The organism is Methanospirillum stamsii, assembly GCF_003173335.1.
In the GTDB taxonomy this organism is placed as follows: Archaea; Halobacteriota; Methanomicrobia; order Methanomicrobiales; family Methanospirillaceae; genus Methanospirillum; species Methanospirillum stamsii.
In genome coordinates this window covers 46,899-67,169 of record NZ_QGMZ01000039.1, presented here as the reverse complement: position 1 = coordinate 67,169, position 20,271 = coordinate 46,899, and the positions used below count along the sequence as shown (strand labels likewise).

General features: G+C 40.5%; 26 protein-coding genes. 9 read left to right on the top strand and 17 right to left on the bottom strand.

Annotated elements, in window-relative coordinates; all coding sequences use genetic code 11:
* Positions 1-109: 109 nt before the first annotated feature.
* The 4 genes from DLD82_RS14920 to DLD82_RS19015 form a co-directional block, all read right to left on the bottom strand.
* Entirely contained in the window at positions 110-643 is a 534-nt protein-coding gene (locus tag DLD82_RS14920) for a DUF308 domain-containing protein (RefSeq protein ID WP_181391463.1), read from the bottom strand.
* A 78-nt stretch (positions 644-721) separates the two neighbouring features.
* Entirely contained in the window at positions 722-1,879 is a 1,158-nt protein-coding gene (locus DLD82_RS14915) for a TIGR04083 family peptide-modifying radical SAM enzyme (protein WP_109941918.1), read from the bottom strand.
* 51 nt (positions 1,880-1,930) lie between these two features.
* Positions 1,931-2,137, bottom strand: coding sequence for an acetyl-CoA hydrolase/transferase C-terminal domain-containing protein (locus DLD82_RS19620; protein ID WP_369333097.1), 207 nt, complete (start codon positions 2,135-2,137; stop codon positions 1,931-1,933).
* On the bottom strand, positions 2,082-2,357 hold the full coding sequence (locus DLD82_RS19015) for a hypothetical protein (RefSeq protein ID WP_219968478.1): 276 nt from the start codon (positions 2,355-2,357) through the stop codon (positions 2,082-2,084). Before DLD82_RS19015 ends, DLD82_RS19620 begins: the two co-directional genes overlap by 56 nt.
* On the opposite strand from DLD82_RS19015, the gene DLD82_RS14900 reads away from it, so the two are divergent.
* The gene (locus tag DLD82_RS14900; protein WP_109941916.1) at positions 2,356-3,072 is read left to right on the top strand and encodes a DNA alkylation repair protein; all 717 of its coding nucleotides are present in this window, start codon (positions 2,356-2,358) and stop codon (positions 3,070-3,072) included. The genes DLD82_RS19015 and DLD82_RS14900 overlap by 2 nt on opposite strands.
* 48 nt (positions 3,073-3,120) lie before the next feature.
* Here DLD82_RS14900 and DLD82_RS14895 read toward each other — a convergent pair whose 3' ends face one another.
* Positions 3,121-4,167, bottom strand: coding sequence for a tetratricopeptide repeat protein (locus DLD82_RS14895; RefSeq protein WP_109941915.1), 1,047 nt, complete (start codon positions 4,165-4,167; stop codon positions 3,121-3,123).
* 117 nt (positions 4,168-4,284) lie between these two features.
* Between DLD82_RS14895 and DLD82_RS14890 the strand changes: the two genes are divergently transcribed.
* Positions 4,285-4,878, top strand: a complete 594-nt coding sequence (locus tag DLD82_RS14890; protein WP_109941914.1) for an endonuclease dU — start codon at positions 4,285-4,287, stop codon at positions 4,876-4,878.
* Here DLD82_RS14890 and DLD82_RS14885 read toward each other — a convergent pair.
* A complete protein-coding gene (locus DLD82_RS14885) occupies positions 4,826-5,368 on the bottom strand; it encodes a hypothetical protein (RefSeq protein ID WP_109941913.1) in 543 nt (180 codons plus the stop codon). The two genes, DLD82_RS14890 and DLD82_RS14885, sit on opposite strands and share 53 nt — an antisense overlap.
* A gap of 302 nt (positions 5,369-5,670) precedes the next feature.
* Between DLD82_RS14885 and DLD82_RS14880 the strand changes: the two genes are divergently transcribed.
* On the top strand, positions 5,671-6,348 hold the full coding sequence (locus DLD82_RS14880; protein ID WP_109941912.1) for a hypothetical protein: 678 nt from the start codon (positions 5,671-5,673) through the stop codon (positions 6,346-6,348).
* A 47-nt stretch (positions 6,349-6,395) separates the two neighbouring features.
* On the opposite strand, the gene DLD82_RS14875 is transcribed toward DLD82_RS14880, so the two are convergent.
* Positions 6,396-7,214: an esterase/lipase family protein gene (locus tag DLD82_RS14875; RefSeq protein ID WP_109941911.1), complete on the bottom strand. Its 819-nt coding sequence runs from the start codon at positions 7,212-7,214 to the stop codon at positions 6,396-6,398.
* A complete protein-coding gene (locus tag DLD82_RS14870) occupies positions 7,214-7,792 on the bottom strand; it encodes a DUF2115 domain-containing protein (protein ID WP_109941910.1) in 579 nt (192 codons plus the stop codon). Before DLD82_RS14870 ends, DLD82_RS14875 begins: the two co-directional genes overlap by 1 nt.
* Positions 7,793-7,897: 105 nt before the next feature.
* On the opposite strand from DLD82_RS14870, the gene DLD82_RS14865 reads away from it, so the two are divergent.
* The 4 genes from DLD82_RS14865 to DLD82_RS14850 all read left to right on the top strand — a co-directional run bounded on the left by DLD82_RS14865 (position 7,898) and on the right by DLD82_RS14850 (position 11,226).
* Complete coding sequence (locus DLD82_RS14865; protein ID WP_109941909.1) at positions 7,898-8,929, top strand: mechanosensitive ion channel family protein; 1,032 nt, start codon at positions 7,898-7,900, stop codon at positions 8,927-8,929.
* Between the two features lie 69 nt (positions 8,930-8,998).
* Positions 8,999-9,292: a carboxymuconolactone decarboxylase family protein gene (locus DLD82_RS14860; protein WP_245920465.1), complete on the top strand. Its 294-nt coding sequence runs from the start codon at positions 8,999-9,001 to the stop codon at positions 9,290-9,292.
* The gene (locus DLD82_RS14855; protein ID WP_109941907.1) at positions 9,289-10,494 is read left to right on the top strand and encodes an Nre family DNA repair protein; all 1,206 of its coding nucleotides are present in this window, start codon (positions 9,289-9,291) and stop codon (positions 10,492-10,494) included. The genes DLD82_RS14860 and DLD82_RS14855 overlap by 4 nt, the downstream gene beginning before the upstream one ends.
* Positions 10,495-10,578: 84 nt before the next feature.
* Positions 10,579-11,226, top strand: coding sequence for a response regulator (locus DLD82_RS14850; RefSeq protein WP_181391462.1), 648 nt, complete (start codon positions 10,579-10,581; stop codon positions 11,224-11,226).
* A gap of 3 nt (positions 11,227-11,229) precedes the next feature.
* Here DLD82_RS14850 and DLD82_RS14845 read toward each other — a convergent pair whose 3' ends face one another.
* Together DLD82_RS14845 and DLD82_RS14840 are read right to left on the bottom strand one after the other, a co-directional pair.
* A complete protein-coding gene (locus tag DLD82_RS14845; RefSeq protein WP_109941905.1) occupies positions 11,230-11,571 on the bottom strand; it encodes an RNA recognition motif domain-containing protein in 342 nt (113 codons plus the stop codon).
* A 260-nt stretch (positions 11,572-11,831) separates the two neighbouring features.
* The gene (locus DLD82_RS14840; protein ID WP_109941904.1) at positions 11,832-12,722 is read right to left on the bottom strand and encodes a cupin domain-containing protein; all 891 of its coding nucleotides are present in this window, start codon (positions 12,720-12,722) and stop codon (positions 11,832-11,834) included.
* A gap of 277 nt (positions 12,723-12,999) precedes the next feature.
* On the opposite strand from DLD82_RS14840, the gene DLD82_RS14835 reads away from it, so the two are divergent.
* Complete coding sequence (locus DLD82_RS14835; protein WP_146199826.1) at positions 13,000-14,136, top strand: hypothetical protein; 1,137 nt, start codon at positions 13,000-13,002, stop codon at positions 14,134-14,136.
* A gap of 647 nt (positions 14,137-14,783) precedes the next feature.
* Here the strand turns inward: DLD82_RS14835 and DLD82_RS18305 are convergent.
* Positions 14,784-14,981 (bottom strand): hypothetical protein, encoded by a 198-nt coding sequence (locus DLD82_RS18305; protein WP_146199825.1) that lies wholly within the window; start codon positions 14,979-14,981, stop codon positions 14,784-14,786.
* Between the two features lie 376 nt (positions 14,982-15,357).
* Between DLD82_RS18305 and DLD82_RS14820 the strand changes: the two genes are divergently transcribed.
* On the top strand, positions 15,358-15,837 hold the full coding sequence (locus tag DLD82_RS14820) for a hypothetical protein (protein ID WP_146199824.1): 480 nt from the start codon (positions 15,358-15,360) through the stop codon (positions 15,835-15,837).
* A 72-nt stretch (positions 15,838-15,909) separates the two neighbouring features.
* Here DLD82_RS14820 and DLD82_RS14815 read toward each other — a convergent pair whose 3' ends face one another.
* The 6 genes from DLD82_RS14815 to DLD82_RS14790 form a co-directional block, all read right to left on the bottom strand.
* A complete protein-coding gene (locus tag DLD82_RS14815; protein ID WP_109941899.1) occupies positions 15,910-16,482 on the bottom strand; it encodes a glutamine amidotransferase-related protein in 573 nt (190 codons plus the stop codon).
* A gap of 6 nt (positions 16,483-16,488) precedes the next feature.
* Positions 16,489-17,196, bottom strand: a complete 708-nt coding sequence (locus DLD82_RS14810) for a diphthine--ammonia ligase (RefSeq protein WP_245920471.1) — start codon at positions 17,194-17,196, stop codon at positions 16,489-16,491.
* A complete protein-coding gene (locus tag DLD82_RS14805; protein WP_109941898.1) occupies positions 17,177-17,728 on the bottom strand; it encodes a GNAT family N-acetyltransferase in 552 nt (183 codons plus the stop codon). The genes DLD82_RS14810 and DLD82_RS14805 overlap by 20 nt, the downstream gene beginning before the upstream one ends.
* Positions 17,729-17,936: 208 nt before the next feature.
* Complete coding sequence (locus DLD82_RS14800) at positions 17,937-19,148, bottom strand: TraB/GumN family protein (protein WP_109941984.1); 1,212 nt, start codon at positions 19,146-19,148, stop codon at positions 17,937-17,939.
* Positions 19,141-19,683 carry a YkgJ family cysteine cluster protein gene (locus tag DLD82_RS14795; RefSeq protein WP_146199823.1) on the bottom strand — a complete coding sequence of 181 codons (543 nt, stop codon included), beginning with the start codon at positions 19,681-19,683 and terminating at the stop codon, positions 19,141-19,143. The genes DLD82_RS14800 and DLD82_RS14795 overlap by 8 nt, the downstream gene beginning before the upstream one ends.
* Position 19,684: 1 nt before the next feature.
* Positions 19,685-20,239, bottom strand: coding sequence for a GMP synthase subunit A (locus DLD82_RS14790; protein WP_109941896.1), 555 nt, complete (start codon positions 20,237-20,239; stop codon positions 19,685-19,687).
* Positions 20,240-20,271: the final 32 nt, after the last annotated feature.

The window sequence follows — 20,271 nt, the reverse complement described above, 5'->3', positions numbered from 1 at the left end:
AAATCTATGCAGTACATCGAACTCCGGAACAGATATAAGAAGCGTTCCTGTTCCGGATTAGATCAAACCGGGTGTATTTTTATGTAACGTAAGATTCTCCTTTCCAAAATTACTGGTAATAAAAGTCAGAACATGGCACTTTTCTTGATCTGATATATCCAATGATTCCATAAATGATTAAATAGCATCCAAGAAATGCCATGACCAGTTGCATGCCTTCCTGTGGGTACAGGATCATGTAAAACCCAACAAGAAGGGTGATAATCCCTCCTCCAATCAGGAAAAACCATGATAATCGATCCTGAATGAATTGTGGTGAGAAAAATAATTGTGAAACTCCCATTATTAGAATTACTATCCCCAGAAGGATACCTATTAGTGAAACGGTCACTTCCGGACTGAGAAGAGCATACAGACTTAATCCTCCCCCTATGACACCGATAATAATAAGTGGGACAGATAGCCCTGTTCCTCTCATGGTAATTCCAATTCCAATCAATGCAAGAGAGAGTATGAATATTGCTGCTGCAAGAAAGATGCCTATCAGGCCCGGAATGAATGGAGAAAATATGAGGAGCAGTAGGCCGAAAAGAATTGAAACCAATGCAGTCTGCCCTGATCCCCGATTACTTACCCATATCATTTGCATACAGGCAGGTTGAACCGGATCCATAAAGGTGTTTAGTACTTGGGCCTTTTCACGGATGGTGATTTTTCTTTTTTATCGCATGGCAATCTTTTGCATAAGTGCCATGATTCCGGGTTTTTTGCCTTTCAATGAAGGGCTGTTTTGAAACCCGCTAAACATAGGGGGTGCCTCAAACATCTCAGTGTTAAGTCTGCCTGATATTTCGTCGAATATTCTTTTATATGCAGAGCAGTGGGGATCAACACTGGTTATCGTTCCTCCGGATGGAGTTATTGCGTTATATGGGCACCCACCACGACAGTACTTGATATGGGAACAATCAGCACAATGACTATCTACATACTGTTTGTAGTCACTCATTAGTTTCCCGGGTTTGGAATTATCAAGTTCTTCCTGGGTCGGTCGATTCCTAACATTGCCCATTACATACTCATCCATTCCCACAAACCGATAACAGGGATAAATATTCCCATCCGGACCAATAGCATAGGTATTACTCATACAGTCTGCGAAAGTGCAGACGTTTCCCCGACGGGTAAAGACACACCTGACAAGGTCATTGATATTCATAATATCAATCTCATTGATGTGTTCAAGGGATTCATCCAGCAGATATACGAGGAGTTCACCAAATTTTTCCGGCGCCAGTGCCCATTCATCCGGATTGGAATTACGAAGTGATGGAAGTGCCGGGTGTAATTTCATGGTAAAACCCTGATCAAGGAAGAACTGCACGATTTTTTCCCGTTCTTCTACTGAATGCCTGGTAAAGGTACAGATAAACCTGACTTCAAGGCCGTGGTTTTGTGCAACAGAAAATCCCTGCATTGTCTTGTCAAAATATCCTTCACCCCTCTGGTAATCAGTTATATCTTTCGGGCCGTCGATGCTGGAACCGATGGGGATATGATATGCTTTAAATATCTCTGCAAGTTCCGGAGTCATCCTCCAGAGGTTTGTCTGTATTGCAAATGACGGGTTATTTTTTGTAAGACCCTCCGCAAGTATTGGAAGGGCCTTAAGGTAAAATTCAGGGCCTGCAAGAAGTGGTTCACCCCCGTGAAAGGTTATCGTGACCGGGTCTTTTCTAAAATCAGAAAGCCAGGATACAATGTCTTGTATGGTTCTGATATCCATTATTGGCGAGCCTTCTTCCGAACTCCAACAGTATTTACAGTTAGATGGGCAGCCAAGTGTTGGTATAATCATTATATGGAAGGGAGTCTTCATTGGAATACCACAAATCTCGTTATTAGATTATCGTTGAACGGGAGAACTAAATTAGATAAGCCCCACCACATCCGCTTCATGGAGCAGGTTGTCACGGTATGCAGGATGTGCAAGTTTAATGATAGCAAGCGCACGCTCTCGTGTATCCTTCCCTTTCAGGTTTACACTCCCGAATTCGGTGACAAGATAATGAACCTCATATCTAGTAGATATTGATGTTTTGAAGGTTTTCGGACAGTATTCTGTCTGCAAGTGCACGAAGAAGTGCAGGAGGCTGGGACACACTCATCCCATATACAATTGTTTCTCCACTTTCAATGGGTTTGACTGCGTCATCAGGGTTTTTTAGTAGTGCCTGGTATCGTGAATCAGATGTAGTATATGTCATTGTTGTATCATATTCCAATGAGCAGCAGAGGTGATATACAATCTGTATATTTCGAATAGCATATATGGGGACTCTTCCTACTCCTTTCATGGATCCGGTTATTGCAGAAATCAGGGAAGAACTGCAGACGGTAATAGATGAGAAAACCAGGGAGAGTTTTCATCGTTTTTTTAAGGAAGATGTTAAGGCATACGGGTGTAAAACAGCAGCAGTTACGAAAATTGCAAAAAAATACTGGAAACTGGTAAAAGACCAGAAAAAAGAAGAAATATTTACTCTCTGTGAAGAACTTTATGATTCCGGATTTCTGGAAGAGGCTTTTATTGTCTCCACCTGGGCTGCGAACATGAAAGATCGCTTTGAACCGGAAGATATTGACAGATTCCGGAACTGGATTGAGGTATACATTACCAACTGGGCCACCTGTGATGGATTCTGTAACCATGCTGTAGGAGATTTTATTGAAAAATATCCAGAATATATCGTTGAACTAAAAGATTGGGCTCGATCTGATAACCGGTGGATGCGAAGGGCCGCTGCAGTATCTCTTATTATTCCGGCAAAGCAAGGTCATTACCTAAAGGAGGTACTGGAGATTTCAGATCTTCTTCTTACGGATGAGGATGACATGGTCCGGAAAGGATATGGCTGGCTATTAAAAGAAGCAAGCCGTCTTCATCAGGATGAAGTTTTTGCTTATGTTCAGGCTCATAAAAAAGATATGCCTCGGACTTCACTACGGTATGCTATTGAACTCATGCCCCCTGAAAGAAGGACCGAAGCGATGAAGAAAGACTGGAAGTGAAATTATACTCTGCTGATGAGTTCTATCTTAAAAATTTCATGTTCCTTATCAGAAGATAAATGAGTCTTCCATAAAACGTTCAATAGATGTTATCTGCTTCTCCAAATCATCACTGAGCTGTAACGCCTTTGCACGACTAAGGTATTTTCGTGCTTCAAAAAAATCCCCCTCATCTTTACATTCCTTTGCATACTGGATCATGAGATCTGTCATCTCCGGATTCGGGCCAAAGGGAACATCATTTTTTTCCAATAATTTATGACCATGTGATATGAGATCTGAAATGTCGGGAGTTATTCCAGATATCTCTGTGATGTAACTAATTTCCCGTGCGGTCACTGGGGACTCTTCCCAAGTTGTTCCCATAAGGTAACAGGTGATGGCAATTTCATAATCCCTTGACTCTGTAAAGTAATATCCCATATTCCGATATGCATGTGCAAGTTCTTCAGGTCGCCAGGCATAGGTAAAACACCGGTTGGTGATTTTTCTGTAATCTTCAAGTTCGCCTTTGTTACGATATAGTTCTGCAATTTCAAAGAGAATTTCATCATTTACCGGGCTGACCCTGGCCAGATATGTAAAAATTGCGAATGCCCTGCTCCTTTTTTCCTTTCCTGCACATATTTTTCCTAATACAAAAAGAATTTCTGTCCCCAGATACGGATACACAGGTAACTCTGATTCCGGGTTTAGGTACATTGCATAATATGCATATTCGATAAAATCTCTAAAAGATACAAAAGCAACATCTTCTTTCTCCTTTGGATTTCCATTAGCATAGGGTAGGATATAATCGAGATAAGTCTCTGTTTTCTGAAATTTTTTTTCCTGGAGAAAAAAAGTGGCTGCATCCAGAACTGCCTGAATAATAGGTTCAGGCTGTATTAAGTGGCTGATATACTGTTGGAATTCTTCGGTGGATAATGATTGAATCGCAAGTGATGAAATTGCTTTTGTAATTTCCTTTTGACATTGATGAGATGAAAAACGGTTAGTTTGATCTATAAGATAATCTCTTATAAAACCATGGTTTTCCGGAATGTTTTCCTGTATCTCCTGAAGTATTTTTTCACAACTCTCTGGTATTGTCATGGATAATTACCACCGCTTGTATTAATCTGGTATATGTTTCTATCACCCTGTGGGTGTAAAAAAAGTTAACGGTTTTTCCAGGAGATCCTTTTTACCTTTCATGATGATGTTATCTTCATGCAACTCCAAAAACATGGCATCCGGGTCCTGGGAATTTCTGAGAGTTTTTCAGACCGGGAATGGTCTGTTTTGTGCGGGGTTGTTATGAGAAGAGACCTGCATATTGATGGTTTTTGTTTTGGCAAGGTCCGGGTTGGTGGAATGGATGGTACCGATGAAATACTCCGGATGATATCATCTTTGAACCGACAGGATGTAAATGTGATTTTACTGAATGGATGCGTCATTGCATGGTATAATATCATTGATCCTACATTCATTGCAGAAAGAACCAATCTTCCGGTAATCTGTGTGTCATACCAGGATTCTGAAGGTCTTACAGAACACATAAAACATCATTTTCCTGGTGATGATAATCGGATCAGAGCATATGTAGGGCTTGGAGAACGGATGACCGTCCCATTAAAAACCGGATTGGAACTATTTGCCCGTGGATATGGATGCAATGAACCTGAAGTCAGGCAGTTATTGAGAATTTTTACATTGCATGGAAAAATACCTGAACCAATCAGGGTTGCACGACTTTGTGCCCGTAATCTTATGCAGTATACCAGGCTTGAGAAAAAATCCGGTAATCCTTCATCTGGCTGAAGATGTATTCAGCCTCGTATTCTTCCATGTAATCTTCATCCAGCAAGTTCCCTGGTGGGAGATAATTACGTGAATCACTCTTTTGATATATTCGAAGTTCAATTATATCTCCAGGATGAATATATCCGTTTTTTAAATCTATGACAATAGTTTCTCCTGGTGAAAAAAACTGTCCGCTGCATCCTGAACCACCAATATTTTTCACTCCAAAATGCCTGGTCGGTATAAAATCATATCCATGAAGTGTATAAATATGGGCAAGCAGATAATCACCATTTACTTTCAGCCTTGCCATTAGAAGATTGTTGTCCAGTTCATCAGGTGAAAAAGACCGGATGACCACCTGGCTTTCAAATTTTGCTCCATTGTGATTTATACCGATTATTTTAATTATTGGTGGTGCAAGTGAATCATGAAACAGGTCGAGAGAAAAGAGTCCCATTACTAAAAACAGAAGTACAGATCCCATGATAACTACAATTGTCAACATCAAAATATTTCCCTGAATGCTTGATCCTGCTTCATCGCACTGCATTTTTTAGTTATCATAGATTTCTTAACCTGAATTATATACCCTGTGAAATAAATTTCAATGACCTTTAATGAATGGGAGAGTCCCGGCATGGATTTATTGTTTCTCTCCAATCTTCATACGAAGAACCTTTTTGGAAGGAGAGTTATAGTTACTTAAAGTTGTACCGGTAATAATTCTGTCAGAATGATTGTCACAAAATACCAGTTCCGGGATGAGCTCCGGATGGAATGGATATCAATAGTGGCATTAGGTGTAATATGAACCCGAAACGTTTGTTTGTTGGAAATCTTACTTATACGGTTGATGAAAAGCAACTCTGGGGTCTCTTCTCCAGACATGGTGAAGTGGTCGGAGTGAGGATTATCGAAGGAAAAGGTTATGGTTTTGTAGAAATGGAGAGTTATGAGGATGCCAGAGCCGCCAGAAATGCTCTCAATGAAACTGAGTTTCAGGGAAGAAATCTTCTCATTGACGATGTCCGCCCTCCAAAAAGCAAATCCAGTTATCAGAATGGGTCTGGTAGCGCATGGCAATCAGGAAGAGGAACTGCAAGATCTGGGACTTCTGTTAGAAAAACAGGTGACAAGATCCGGAAAAGCAGTCCAGGATCATCTCGTGGTTCTGATGTGAAAATGAGATCTGAATATCCTGAACGTTCGTTTAAAAGTGCACCACGACCATATGGAAAAGAATCCGACGACAGAAAGAAACCTGGTAATAAATCTGGTCAGTTCTCACACGGGTCAGCTTCTAAAACCTCTAAAAATTCTGGTAAAAAAGATTACTCTACCAGATCATCACATGAAGACAGGCACCATTCCAGAAGTAACTCTACGCATTCAGATAAAAAAATTACTGGTTTTAAACCGGTAAAAGACGAAGCACCATCACCAAAAAGACCAAAAGTGCGATTCTGGCCCGGCGGAAGACGCTAAACTCATTTTTTTTATAATATATGATACCCTAGAATTTCATGGAAAATTTATGGGAAGATTTCTGATGAAGGAAGTAAGGGATTTTCGATATATTTTATAACCAGTCTTATTACTTCCGGATTTTTAGGGAGGTGGATATGACAATACCGGTATGGTTCTGTCTGAAGAGAAGATGGATCAATGGGGATTAGATCAAACCCGGTTCCCGGCAGATATGAATCAGCATTCGGAATAACTCCGTCACCAAGCCAGGTTTTCTTCCATGTGTTATCATGTCCGAAAACCCAGGTTTTACCCTCAAAGCTGGGAAAAAATGCAGGATCGCCTGTTCTGTTAGCCGCAAGAATATTCCGGTATTTAATATCCTTCCTTAACCCTGCATTACATAACTGTGCTGTCTCCCGGCTTTTAATACGCAGCCCCTGGACATTGACATCATGAGTCGGGATATATTTTTTTGGAACAAATTCTCCTTCAAGAACATTGATTATGGCCGGACCATGTTCTGGATCATTGAATATCTCTGCCATGGAAGATCCCTGGTTTGGAACACCTATTTCGATGAGTTGACGAATTTTTTCCCGCTTTTTCTCACCATCAAGTACCTCCACGAAATATCTGGTTACATAGCCTCCCATAGAATGACAAACAATGTCTATTGGTCCAAAATAACCAAGTTTGGTTCGGTTTTCCTGTATAAAATCTTGTAATCTCCTTGCAATTTCCTGAATAGTTGATTCATGTAAGGTCGAATAATCAAATGACCATATCCGATCTGGTGGAAGGTTTACTCTCTCTTTTAGTCGGTTCCATACTCCCGGATGACTTTTCCATCCATGAATCAGGACAAGCACTATTGTTTCCATTATTCACCCGACTGCTTTGCAGGGCAATAATTACATATGGAAAAAAATACGTCTTTTTCTTTATCTCTGATAGGACAGAGGTAATCGTTTCCTTTTTTTTCAACGGTCAGGCCACCTGGAAATGGCGTACCTACCGGATGACCGGGTTTATCCATAATAAACATGGTGAATGCAGCAATCAGGTAGTAAAATAAACGGTGTCGCGGGTTCCATATTTCCGGATTTTTCCATGTGGTTTCGTCCCATGCTGTGCAGCCCTCCGGTATCATCTGGCAATATGAAATAAAAGTATCGTGGTCGTGAATTTTATTTTTCAGGTGTTGAAATGTTCCTGATCGGTATTGTCTGAGCAACTCATGGTATGCCCCGAATACTTGTTCTATAAAGTATGGTTTAACCCTTTTTTTATAGGGAGATGGTAGAGATGCAATTTCAAGGTTTAATCTTCCTCCTATTACCTGGAGTTCAAAAACCGAGTAATTCAATATTTCTTCCGATATAATGATACCAAGTTCACCTTTATTCGTCGCCTTTGACAACCGGATTGCAATTATTTCGATTTTTTGTTCACTTGGCACCGTTTCACTTGACTATACATGTAATTCCGGAGACTGCATATATCTGATGGTAAAATCCAATCAATGATGCCATGCACTATAAATTATCAGATCAAACATTAATTTATGAATCCTGCAAATTTTTCTGCATTAGTCATTTTCATATGCGGGATGATCGGTGTTCTGTTTGTAGTGATAATCGGGCATCATTTGAAAAAGAGAGCAAAATCTACCGATTCACATTTTGATGATATCATCATTTCTTCAATAGGCAAACCTCTCGTTTTTTTTCTTTTTATTGCTACCATCTATTATACTCTGCTTGTGAGTTCAATAATCCCTGAAACATATCGATGGATTCTGGATAGCAAATACCTGATGGTAATTTTTACTCTCATCGGTGCCTGGATTATCTGGTCATTTGTGAGGAATGTGGGACTTCAATACGAAGAAAAAATTATCAATTCTGCATCAAATCCTGCTGCTTTAAAAATTTACCATTTTTTTAAGGCTACTTATTCTTATATCATCTGGATAATTGCGTTAATTCTCATTCTAGGAATTTTAGAAATTGACATAACTCCTCTTCTGGCAACAGGGGGTATTGTCGCTGTTGCGGTAAGTTTTGCAGGAAAAGAAATATTGGGGAATTTTTTTTCCGGAGCTGTCCTTGCAGCAGATCAACCTTTTAAAATCGGTGATCGGATAGAGGTTCAGAATTATACCGGAGATGTCATAAATATCGGGCCCAGAAGTACCAGAATAAAAACCCTGGACAGCCAGCTGGTTACCATTCCTAACTCTATTCTTACCAATGATATTGTTGCAAATTATGCAGAACCCGATGTTCAGATGAAGGTAAGGATTAATATTGGGGTTTCATATGGAAGTGATATTGAAAGAGTCAAAGAGATCCTTTTGAATATTGCAGATGAGGCAATAAAAACCGGTTTGTGTATTGAAGACCCGGCTCCTGCCGTCTATTTCCTTGAATTTGGTGAATCAAGTCTTAATCTGCAACTGATTCTCTGGACACATGAATATTCACTGGTCTTTGATGTTAAGGATTATATCAATACGAAAATCTTTAAAAGATTCCTGGAAGAAGGTATTGAAATTCCGTTTCCACAAGTGGATGTTCACATGAGATCATCATAGGTAACAGAAATGCTTCCTGATCACTTCATGAGATAAGAAACTGAATATTATACTATGGAAATCTCTCCCATGGAACTTTTTCAAAAAGAAGCACCTGATGTAGCATCTGCCTTTAATGGGTTGATTCAGTCACTTATTGCATCTAAAGGGCTTGACCAGAAAACCAAACAGTTGATCTATATTGCAATGAAGACGGCAATGGGTGATTCCATAGCGGTAAAGGCTCATCTTCCAATGGCGAAAGCAGTTGGAGCAACCCGGGATGAAGTAATTGATGCAGTCCTTTTGACTCTTACCGTTAGTGGTATCTCCGGCGTTGTCAAATGCCTCCCGGAAGTTATCCGAATATATGATGAAAAATGAGTGTCGGAAAAGCTGAGTACTTAAGAACCCTTACCGTTTCAACACTTCAGAGCAGGTCGGTTCCTATTGGGACTGAGCTTGACGGCAGCACTCCTCCTTCAATATTTATCGGGAGTGCTGGTTACCCAAAGGTCTATGCAGGGCCACTTATTACACCGGAACATGGTGATACCGGTAAATATGATACCCCTGAGTTATGGATTCCTGCACAAACTTCACAGGAGGAGATAATCAGGTACAGGCTAAACCTGGTCAGGGGGAAACGGCTTGTTGAAACCAGGGATATAAGCAGCCGGTTTGTCAGCCAGCTCCAGGAAATTGTCCTTTCTGACACATCGGTAGAAAGTGAAGCTGCTTTTCGTGAGGTCCCGACAGGATTTTCTTTAAGTGAAGATCATGCACCGTTTGGACCCAGTGCTACCATAGATAAACTCTCTTGTGACCCGGTCAGGTGGAACCATCGTCTTGAGAAGGTATTTGATGATACTGACCTTCGTGCGACTGATGCTGTTATACGCCTCCATCAGGATAAAGTCCCATTTTCAACCATTCAAAAAGCGTTTTCAGCTGGAACAATGGGTAATGGAAAAAAGAGGCATCTGGTTCCAACCAGATGGTCAATCACTGCGGTGGACAGTGCCCTAACGAATCATCTATTTAACCGGGTAAAGCAATACAGCCCGATTGATACCTGGAGAGTTCATGAATTCAGCAGTCTTCATAACCGGTATGCAGTCATTCTGACCCCGACCGGATGGCAGTATGAATGGACTGAAGCTTTTATCCGGGTGCTAGGTGATGAGGAACTGGTTTTTTCTGATAGTGAGATAAAAAAACCTAAAGCTGAATATTCATCCGTTGGTGGCTGCTATTATTCATGTAAAATGGCCATCCTTGAAGCTCTTCTTCGTGAACAGAAACAGGCTGGTGCAATTGTGCTTCGTGAAGCCACTGAAGGGTATGTTCCCCTCGGGGTATTCAATGTCCGTGAGAATGTCCGGAATGCCATGGCAGTTAAAGGAAGAGAATTTGAGACATTCAAAGATGCATTCTCCTATGTATCAGATACCATGACACTGCCCCCTGACCGGTTTATAAAATCAGGTCGTGTCTTAAGATCTCTGCTTCAGGAACAACAAACAAGGCTGTCTGATTTTTTCAAAGGGCCTTCATCAGGAAAAAAGAATGAGGAATTATCATAAGGTTCAAAGATGAAGAATGATTAATACACAGATATCTTAAAAATTTTGAGAACATATCTCTTTCATCTTACAGAGGTTGCCCTTATGCCAGGTAAGAGAAAAATCCTGATTATTGACGATGAGGAACTCTTTCGGAAAATTTTCAGTGAAGATCTGGTATATTGTGGGTACACCTGCAAATCTGCAGATACTCCTTCTGAAGGGATTCGGTTATTAAAGACAGAAAAATTTGATCTTGTTCTGCTTGATATTTTAATGGAGCCACTTGATGGGTGGGATACTCTTGACCTTATTGGAAATCTAACACAGGGATATGAAACTCCGGTAATAATGGTCTCATCAAAAAAAATGGATCTGCTTGAAGTTGTCAGGTATGGTGAACGGTTGTTTGGTTTTATGAGAAAACCTCTCACTCGTGAAGAAATTTGTGCCGGTGTATTCTCCTTTTTTGAGTGGTATCAATCCCTCCTTGATATTGTATCAAAAAACCGTAGAACAAATGTGCCGGAGGACGAAATTTTGCAATGGTTTGATCTTTCAAGGCAGATCAGGGTCATAACTGATTTAAAAGAGGAAGCTGCATTACGTTGTCTTCCAGATGCATACCGGACTGAAGAGGAGTGCATGATACAATTGACAACACAGGTGGAAGATATGGTTCAGGAGAAAAGAAAGCTTCTTTATGAACTGGAACAAAAAAATCCGGTTCTTAGAACCTCAGGTAAAAAATAAAAATTAGAATCTTCTGCGATTGCCGCCAAAACCACCGCTTCCACTGTTTCCACCGCCGCCATATCCGCGGTTTCCACCAAAGGATCCACTCCCGCCAAATTCACGGCGTGGTTGCATTGGTCGTGCTTCATCAATACGAAGTGTCCTTCCACCAAATTCGGTCTGGTTCAGAGAGTCCATTGCGTTTTGTGCTTCTTCTGAAGTGCTCATCTCAACAAATCCAAATCCTTTCTGCTCAATGAGTTTAACATTCTCGACGGTTCCGAATGGAGCAAATATTTCTCTGATTTGGGTCTCATTAGTTGAATAGGGGAGATTCCCGATGTATAATCTCTTTCCTTCCATTATTTATCACTTTTCTTTATGCATCCGTGTAAATGGCAGTCATGATCCAGTATGATCAGTTATGCCAGAGAAATCACCGAGAATAGCATGACACAAAACACTTCAGACCGAAGGATGCTCAGGGACTATTTCAGAATTGCTCAAACGTCTGCAATACATTAATTGACTCCAATGTATAAGAAGTATCACCTGAAAAAGAGGGATTTTCTGTATCCTCTTCAGCAGGTTTCAATGAAGAAAAAGTCTTAAAATAGTATCTCCTATGGAGATAATCTGGTGGCACAGGCTCCAGTTATGAAATGATCATTTTCTGCATCATAAAATGGATGAGTAAGTACCATCATGTGAAGTGTATCAGTTGCCGTCATGTTCATGAGAGCTCCGGGAGCTACATATACAATATCCCCTTCTGAAATTTGTTGTGGGGAGCAGCCTACAGAAATATTCCCTGATCCGGACAGGACCGAAAATAACTGATAACTTCCATCAATATAATGTTCCGGAATGGATGCTCCTTTGGTCAGTCTGGTTGTCCCTATATCATAAGAGACTTCATAAGGACCGTCTGATGGATGGATGAGACGGTAAAAAGTGAAAAATTCATTATTACTGACATTTCCAAATTCCTGCGATGGGACTGTTTTTTCTGATTTGATCTCAGTAATGTTCAGATTATTATTGTCTGATAGAAAATTTGCAAAACTTAAGTCTATGATAGAATAAAATGTAAGTTCACTGTCTCCATGGTTTTCAAACAGACGGGTTTTATTGGCCGGGATATATACAACATCATCTTTTTCTGCAACAAGCTGCTCCTCACCTGTGGTTATTCTGAGAGTTCCCTTTGTAATGTATAGAACTTCAGGAACCGGAAGAATTGAATCGGGTGAGAGTACTGCACCCGGTTTAGCATTATACGAGAGAAGAGAAATATTGGGGGAGAATTCGATCCCTCCTGATTGTGATAACTGGGAAAAAATGTCTGATACGGTAATATATTCATCATATTGTTCTGATGTTATGTCATGTGCCGGAAGAAAAAAATATTCCGGGTTGTTTGATATTTCTTCACCATAACAGGATATGACGATAGAAAAAATTATAAGTCCTGTCAGAACTACGGTCCGAAATATTGAATCGTTCTTTTGCATATTTCCATTTTCAGCCTGATCTAATAAGAGCTTACTGTTTTCTTTTTTAAAAAGATCGAATAAAAAATGCGCTGGAACATGAACCGAATTAATGCAAATTTCTTCTGAATTATTCTTGATTACCGTATATCTACTGAATAATTCCTTTAATGTCCGGTACTATTCTTCTCAAAAAAAGAATGTAAAAACAGATTTTGGAGAGTAGTGAGAAACATTTCGTATTCTATCAGGAACAATAATGGTATACCTGTATAAAATTAGAAAACGAGGGTTTTTTATGATGACTAGAAAAAAAATATCTAAAATTCTATCCATTTTTGTAGTTCTTCTTATGGTTTTACCTGCAGTAATATCTGCAGATGAAGAAAATAGCACGATAACTCATAATGACGATAGTCAGCCATCTGATGAACTAAAGGGTGGGTTATTATACAATGGGACAATCAATCCGGAAGGTTACGTAAACATCAAATCCGATTCCGGGAATGATTATAAAATTCAGGGGAATACTCCGGTTGGGGTGCTTGAATCATTGCATAAATCGGGTGCAGTTTCCAACTATGTACTTGGTGACGAACTCATGGATAAGAAGGGGATTCTTCTGATTGATGAGATTGATAGCCTTAAATCTGGAAATGAAAGTGGCTGGTTTGTTAAGGTCAATGGTCAGCGGCTTGAGGACGTTGTTCTGTCTGATGTGATGGGTCTAAATCGCTTTGCTCTAAAAGAAGGAGATGTTGTTTTGTATGTTCTTGGAAATCCGGAGGGTTTGATATCAGAATCTGTTGCATACCTGACAGTTACTATTGGAAAAACAGAGGAACCACTACCTGATACAACAGAGATTAAAGCAGAAGGGGAGTCTGCTCAAAATACCAAAAATCTTTCTCAAGAATCAACATTACCAGATGAAATTGAAATCAAAGAGGATGAATCTGACAATATATCACGATCAAATTTTTCTTCAGATAATGGTAATGAGGAAACAGACAATGTCGATCGAATTTCATCCGGTGGTCAGGAAGTGATCTATAAAGAGAATATCTCTCTCCCATCAGGTACCATAAACATCAGTACCACCGGAGGAGAGTATGACATCAATACGGCAACACCTCTTGGTATCCTGCAGAAACTCCTTGATGATGACATGATCTCCGACCTTAGTATAAGTGATAAAAGCATGCAGAAAGGAGGGATTCTATTTTTAGAAGGGATAAATGGTTATCACTTTTCAGGAGATAAAACCTGGTTTGTTGTCGTCAACGGAGTTGTTTTAAAAGACTATCTTGATCCGGAAATTGATGGATTGAATTTATTTAAAGTCAGTTCAGGTGATGAAATCGGTTATTATTTTGGTGAACCCTCAAAACCCGTTGATGAGGCAGTGGCGAGTTTATTAATTACGATTGAATAAGTTACCCTGAAGGGATTATTCATTCTCTTTATTCTTCTTATCAATTAATTTTTAACTGTTTTAATGAAAATTACTGACATTCTATTAATTATATATATTTGTCTGTGATGAAAATTTCTCATGTAATCTCCCTGATTTTTTTTCCTTCAATGATGTATGAATCATCCTTGGTATTACAATCAATATCTGGAATATATCATCGTATAACCTGAAATGAGAAGCAAAAAACAATGATTTTGGCACGCATGTGGATAAACGGGTTGAAAACTTTATTTCCTGTAGATTTGATGAAAATTTACGGATAATCATCCAGCGCTCCGGATATTGGCAGTAAATAGTATTCCTTGAAATTGAATTGATGAAAACTGATTTTAATCATAATATGAGGGCAAGTGTGTATGATTGATGTTAACTTGGATTTATGATGATCCGGGTTTTCCGAGAGCTCAGAAATAAGAACATTATGTGTCTGAAATTTATTTCAGAATTAATATTTCAGGATTACAAGAAGTAAACTTTAACCGTACACCCGATGACCAATTGGATCAGAGGTACTCGTGACGGATCCCCCGGAGCGGTGCCTCGCGGGCAAAGGCTGGGAACATCCGCTATAGCCCCAAATCAAATGGCGTCTTAAGAGCCGGATTTCAGGCAATCGATCCCTGCTGGCAGATATGCCGCATGCCATTACAACTGTTGCATCGGGTTGGACAATAGTCCCATCCGGTCTGCACACATGGATCACCTACCAGACACATCAACCCCACCAGACAGCACAAGGTAGACCTGATAAACCCCCCGGCTTTCTGTACGCCATTCATATTCGGGCAACTATCATCATTCACATCCCCCCTGACAGCATCCCATCAGGGAATTCCCCAACCTTTGCTTGTTCTTTATCACTTGGCTTTTTTCAGATATTCACGTGAGAATCCGGTAATTGATCATTTATAAATTCTCCTATGATAATACAACAGTATACTTTCGGAGAGATATTTGTAAATGGATTTTTGGAAGAGAAAAAAAACCCCGGAAACCCAAACAGAGACTAATACGAATGCTCATGAGAGGCTTGAAAAGGTGTCCGGTGGAAAAGAAACCAGAGTTTCAGAACCCCCTCAGAAAAGGTTGAAAATTCCCCTGAACCGAACAACAAACGACGTAAAATTCGTTAGAAATTCTATTGTTTTTCCTTGTCCAATATGCAGTGAATGGAATAGCATGGAACTAGAGGATCTGGATCCGATAACCGGAGGGGAGATGATGTGTCTGCACTGCCAGGTGGTTTTTCATATCCCTGGTGGATACCGGACCCGGACAGAACTTCAAAAAATAAAGATATATGCAGGTCTTCCTGTAGCAATCCGAAAATTTCCGATTTTTTATTGGAATCACCCGGTTGTTCATGAACTTGATGAGCAGGGGATTACACAAATAATCATTCAATATGGACTTTGGGGTTTTTGTCAGCGGTGTCATCATCAGTTTAGTCCGGCCGTTCTTATGAATCTGCCACAGACAAGAGGAGAAATTGTAGATTACCGGTCTTTGTCATCTGAAGAGATGATGGAGATGAAAGCACTTCGTACTGGTAGTTGCCCATATTGTTCACACCGGATTCTCCTGGTAATCATCTCTGATGTTCCCCATTATGTGATATCTGCAAGTGAAAATATCTCCCACCGGTGGGAAGAAGGTTGACTTATCTGTGAAAGCCAGTTTTCTATTAGATATCTTTTCCTGACTTTGATATGATATTCCGTGTTGGCAAAATCAGGGGATGGTTTTTTGGGTAATTAAAAGAAACCGTTCATAAATCCATTCATTTCTGACTTCCGGATGAAAAAGGGCGCCATATTGGGGTGCATCCCGACATTTGATTATCTGCGGACCTGTGTCTGACACTGCAAGAACATCCCATGATGGTTTAATGGTAGTAGTATATTGATGAAGAGCATATCCTGAAAAATCTTCTTTTCCTTTTGTAAGTGGATCTGTTCTTCCGGCTTTTGTCAGTTTAACCGGGACCATACCAATTTCAAGAGAGGGAATGTATTCTCCTCTCTTACCTGCAGTTATCATCTGCATTCCAGCACAAATTCCTAGAACCGGAATTTTTTCATTACACAGAAAGGAGGTAGGAGCATGAGATTGATACCAGGTGTCAGCAAGTGCCGTTCCGGCGATGATAATGCCAGTCACGTTTCTGTCAATGGTTTTCAGGTCTGAAAGATGAATCGTACTTACTTTTGATCCAAGATTATTTACTATGCGGATAATAGGGGATACAAACTCATCAAAGAGGATGGGAAGGTCCGGCCTTGTCAAGTCAATCACAAGAATCATGATATATCAGACCAGCCCTGCAGAAATTATTCGATAATTTCCTGCTCCGTGTTTGAATAAGATTTCTGCTTTCTCTATTATTATTCTCTTTTTAAAAAACGGTGCATTGAGGACGAAACTTTCATACTCCCCACCTTCGCCGGCAATTGATATCTGATATTTCCCTGATACTTTTTTTAAACGATCCACAAAGGTTCTATCAATATGTGTTCCAAGCCAGGAGGCGTCCAAAGAATCAGCAAATACTCCTGCAACTATCACTTCAAAACCTTCATTTGCGAGAGATCGAACATACGTTTCCTGATCACACTGCCAGAGAGGAGATATACACCATAACCCCTCCTGGTGACATATCCGTTCAATCCTGGTGGCCTGGTAAACTGACTGAATCGCTCCGGTAACTATTCCATCCAGATGAAATTTTTCAGAAGCACAATGGATGGAAGTAGCAAGGTCTAAAAGTTCTTTTTCCTCTATGCCTTCTGTTTCCTGTTCAATAAGAGGAATGGCTGATGCTTCCGCCTGCAGACGGGTGAGAGAGATGTTTGGCGTATGAAACATGTAACTTTCAGCATTTTTAGATCTGATGGTAATGAAACAGGCAATATCACTGCCCATCTGCATTACCTTCCATGCCGCATAGAGGGAATCTTTTCCTCCGGATAACAATGCTCCGAATCTCATCTGTTTAACATCATTCATCTGCGAATTCATCACGAAGTATCCCCCACATGATGAGATCTGCAAATGCTCCGTTTTTTAATACATGCCTTCGTAACAGTCCCTCTTTTTGAAACCCGGCCTTTTCAAGAACATGGGCTGATGAAGAGTTCCATGAGATACTTGTTGCAGTGATCCGATGCAGGAAAAGATATGTGAATCCATACCGGAGAGTTTCAAGGACTGCTTCAGTTGCATAACCATTTCCCTGATACGGATGTCCAATCCAGTACCCAAGTTCACCTCTTTTATCTGAAAATTCCAGTTCCATACCACAGGCACCTACAAGTTTTCCACCATTTTTTTGACACACTGCAAAAATTACCGCCTTCTTTTCATTAAATGCAGTGGAATGATCTGAAATCCAGTTACTACCCGTTTCTGGTAAGTAAGGATGAGGAATGTTCAGACACATATCTGATATCCGGCGATCCCCGGCTAAACTGCACAGTTCATCAACATCAAAAAGGGTGAAAGCCCGAAGATTTAATCGGTTCGTGATAAGAGATGGATAATTAAGACTCATATGACCCGCTGCATTAGGTAAAATACGTATCCATAAACTCCCCGGTACTTCTCAAACATACAGATTTCATCTTCAATAGCTTGTAATACTTCTTCCTCGCCTTTGCTATGTACTTTGGAGTTACGAAGGCGAATTATTTTCTTTTATTATGTACATAAAATTCAAGAAAAAATTGGAAAGAATCTGGATTATTCATCCGTAATGGTTATCATGAAAATGAGAACAGGTTTGTGATAGCCGTCCACATATTTTCAAATCCCTGCCCAAGCACCACATTAGGATCTATCCCGAGAATGGGGAATATAAATATAAAATATGCAAATGTCCCAATACTAGCTCCGACATTAGCAAGAGCCGCAACCAGAACTACTTTGAATAGTGGGATCTTTCGCATTTCAGTTATAGATTCTGCTTCCATAATCTTCCGGATATCTGATCCTTTAGGTTTTCTGATCTTTGCTTCTGCAATAGCAGAAAACCATCCTGCTGCAATGAGAGGATGAAGGGAAGACAGAGGGCTGACCACGCATCCGACAAGTCCGGAAATCCAGTGACCTCCCGCGATGATTGTAAAAATGAAGGTTAGAACTCCATGAATGAGTACCCAGTATACAAGTGCTTCGAGGAGTATTTCAGTCCCAACTCCGGAAAAAACAATGGCCAGAAGAAGAAGGGCAAAGACTACGGTAACAATAATACCAAATATCAGACCCCATGGTCTGGTTTTCATTTGTGATGTAAGACTGTCGATTGGGGGAAGTAATTCCGGATTTTTTAAAAACTGTTCAATTCCCTTACGATGACCTGCCCCAACAACCGCTAAAACACGTTCATTTGTTGATGCCAATCTGATGAGATTGTGTGACATATATGCATCACGTTCACCAATAAGGGCTTTAGCACCACGAGGTGAGTACCTGTAAAACTCCTCCATCGCAGCTTCAACAACGTTTTCCTTTTTCAGTTCTTCAATATCGATGACATCGCCGGTCTTGTCTGCAATCGCAATAGAACCGATAAGGGCATAGAACATTTTCAGTTTTTCAAAAATTGACATTGATGCCCAGAACCGGTGAAGGGTCATCCGGATATCCCGGTCGATTAGAGCAATTTTGACCTGTCTCTCCTCTGCGGCAGCAATGGCAGCTTTCATTTCAGCACCAGGTTCAACTCCGACGTCCATTCCGATTCGACGTTGAATATATGCAAGAATCCACTGAATTAAAAGTTGTGTGAAATTTTTTGCTTCAAGGATATCCTCAATTTCAGGATTTTTTTGTTGTTGTTTTAGCCCTAGATATCTTCCCTGGTCAAGTTCGATTGCAACCACATCCGGTTGCCACTCATCAATTGCTGACTGTACTTCTTCAACACTTTTTTGTGAGACATGTGCTGTCCCTACTATCCGGATTTCACCCATGATATTCCTTAATTCCTTCTCCATCAATTACAACCGGTTTTCCTGCCGGAATGGTCTTCGTTGCAAAAATATTCCGTATCCTATCTTCGTCTGCGTGTTCAAATTCCTGACGTTTTAATAGGTTCAAAGCGATATCCTTCGGATCTTCAATTGAATCAGCCCTATTAAGTCCGGAGCAGGGATGGACTATGAGATCATCGTTATCCAGCATGAACGGGTATGTTCGACATATCCAGGGGCGGTTTTGGTAAATCGTACACCTGCTTTCAGAAAGAAACATACAATGGTTTCCTTTCTGTCTGATCACCCACCCAAAGGTATAATCTCTGCCTGATTCCTGTATCCTCTCCGGATATGGCTCTGCAATTTCTTCAAATGAAAGGCCACTCCCCTCCATTATCCGGTGTATTTCCTCCGGACTTACCATTACGCGGTTTGAACCCGGTTCATATTCAGTACAGCATGCACCGCAACACTGGCAAGAAAATCTATTTTCAAGGATTTTTTGTGCGAGGGATATAGTTGAGGTATTCATCTCAAGTTTGACACATTTTGTAGAAATTTTCAAAGATCCGGTAGCCTTCAAAGGTATGACTGACTTCCGGGTGCCACTGAATGCCAAATATCTGTTTTTCAGGGTGGGCTATTGCTTCATTTCCACAAATAGAGGATGTAGCAAGTCTTTTAAATTCAGGTGGGAGTGAAATGACTTCATCGGCATGTGATGCCCAGACCTGCATTGTTTCCGGATATCCTTCAAGGATTCCTTGATGGTCTGTTATTGTAATGGTAACGGCGCCATATCCTCCCTTCTGTCCGGAGTGGACTTTCCCACCAAATTCTTCCGCGATAACATGGAGTCCAAGACAGATACCCAATACAGGTCTATCCAGGTGCAAATATTGCGAAGATAATCCTGCCCTTGCTATATCTGGTCCACCACCAAGAATAATGCCCATATATCCTTCCCTGACTTGTTCAACCGGAGTGGTGTTGGGAATTAATTTAGCTTCAATGTCCAGATCCCGCAAGGCACGCAGGATGAGGTGATTAAACTGGCCATAATTATTGACCACGCATAAGGGAAGCATCTGCCGTATATATTAGACCAGTCAGTAGATAT

Excerpts from the sequence above, each read along its gene's own strand:
- DLD82_RS14810 (WP_245920471.1), bottom strand. The coding sequence starts at position 17,196 with ATGAATTCGCAGATGAATGATGTTAAACAGATGAGATTCGGAGCATTG.
- DLD82_RS14820 (WP_146199824.1), top strand. The coding sequence starts at position 15,358 with ATGGAACTAGAGGATCTGGATCCGATAACCGGAGGGGAGATGATGTGT.
- DLD82_RS14900 (WP_109941916.1), top strand. The coding sequence starts at position 2,356 with ATGGATCCGGTTATTGCAGAAATCAGGGAAGAACTGCAGACGGTAATA.
- DLD82_RS14915 (WP_109941918.1), bottom strand. The coding sequence starts at position 1,879 with ATGAAGACTCCCTTCCATATAATGATTATACCAACACTTGGCTGCCCA.
- DLD82_RS14920 (WP_181391463.1), bottom strand. The coding sequence starts at position 643 with ATGATATGGGTAAGTAATCGGGGATCAGGGCAGACTGCATTGGTTTCA.
- DLD82_RS14875 (WP_109941911.1), bottom strand. The coding sequence starts at position 7,214 with ATGGAAACAATAGTGCTTGTCCTGATTCATGGATGGAAAAGTCATCCG.
- DLD82_RS14845 (WP_109941905.1), bottom strand. The coding sequence starts at position 11,571 with ATGGAAGGAAAGAGATTATACATCGGGAATCTCCCCTATTCAACTAAT.
- DLD82_RS14880 (WP_109941912.1), top strand. The coding sequence starts at position 5,671 with ATGAACCCGAAACGTTTGTTTGTTGGAAATCTTACTTATACGGTTGAT.
- DLD82_RS14790 (WP_109941896.1), bottom strand. The coding sequence starts at position 20,239 with ATGCTTCCCTTATGCGTGGTCAATAATTATGGCCAGTTTAATCACCTC.
- DLD82_RS14800 (WP_109941984.1), bottom strand. The coding sequence starts at position 19,148 with ATGGGTGAAATCCGGATAGTAGGGACAGCACATGTCTCACAAAAAAGT.
- DLD82_RS14850 (WP_181391462.1), top strand. The coding sequence starts at position 10,579 with ATGCCAGGTAAGAGAAAAATCCTGATTATTGACGATGAGGAACTCTTT.
- DLD82_RS19015 (WP_219968478.1), bottom strand. The coding sequence starts at position 2,357 with ATGAAAGGAGTAGGAAGAGTCCCCATATATGCTATTCGAAATATACAG.
- DLD82_RS14795 (WP_146199823.1), bottom strand. The coding sequence starts at position 19,683 with ATGAATACCTCAACTATATCCCTCGCACAAAAAATCCTTGAAAATAGA.
- DLD82_RS14815 (WP_109941899.1), bottom strand. The coding sequence starts at position 16,482 with ATGATTCTTGTGATTGACTTGACAAGGCCGGACCTTCCCATCCTCTTT.
- DLD82_RS14855 (WP_109941907.1), top strand. The coding sequence starts at position 9,289 with ATGAGTGTCGGAAAAGCTGAGTACTTAAGAACCCTTACCGTTTCAACA.
- DLD82_RS14865 (WP_109941909.1), top strand. The coding sequence starts at position 7,898 with ATGAATCCTGCAAATTTTTCTGCATTAGTCATTTTCATATGCGGGATG.
- DLD82_RS14805 (WP_109941898.1), bottom strand. The coding sequence starts at position 17,728 with ATGAGTCTTAATTATCCATCTCTTATCACGAACCGATTAAATCTTCGG.
- DLD82_RS14835 (WP_146199826.1), top strand. The coding sequence starts at position 13,000 with ATGATGACTAGAAAAAAAATATCTAAAATTCTATCCATTTTTGTAGTT.
- DLD82_RS14890 (WP_109941914.1), top strand. The coding sequence starts at position 4,285 with ATGCAACTCCAAAAACATGGCATCCGGGTCCTGGGAATTTCTGAGAGT.
- DLD82_RS14860 (WP_245920465.1), top strand. The coding sequence starts at position 8,999 with ATGGAACTTTTTCAAAAAGAAGCACCTGATGTAGCATCTGCCTTTAAT.
- DLD82_RS14895 (WP_109941915.1), bottom strand. The coding sequence starts at position 4,167 with ATGACAATACCAGAGAGTTGTGAAAAAATACTTCAGGAGATACAGGAA.
- DLD82_RS14840 (WP_109941904.1), bottom strand. The coding sequence starts at position 12,722 with ATGCAAAAGAACGATTCAATATTTCGGACCGTAGTTCTGACAGGACTT.
- DLD82_RS14885 (WP_109941913.1), bottom strand. The coding sequence starts at position 5,368 with ATGTTGACAATTGTAGTTATCATGGGATCTGTACTTCTGTTTTTAGTA.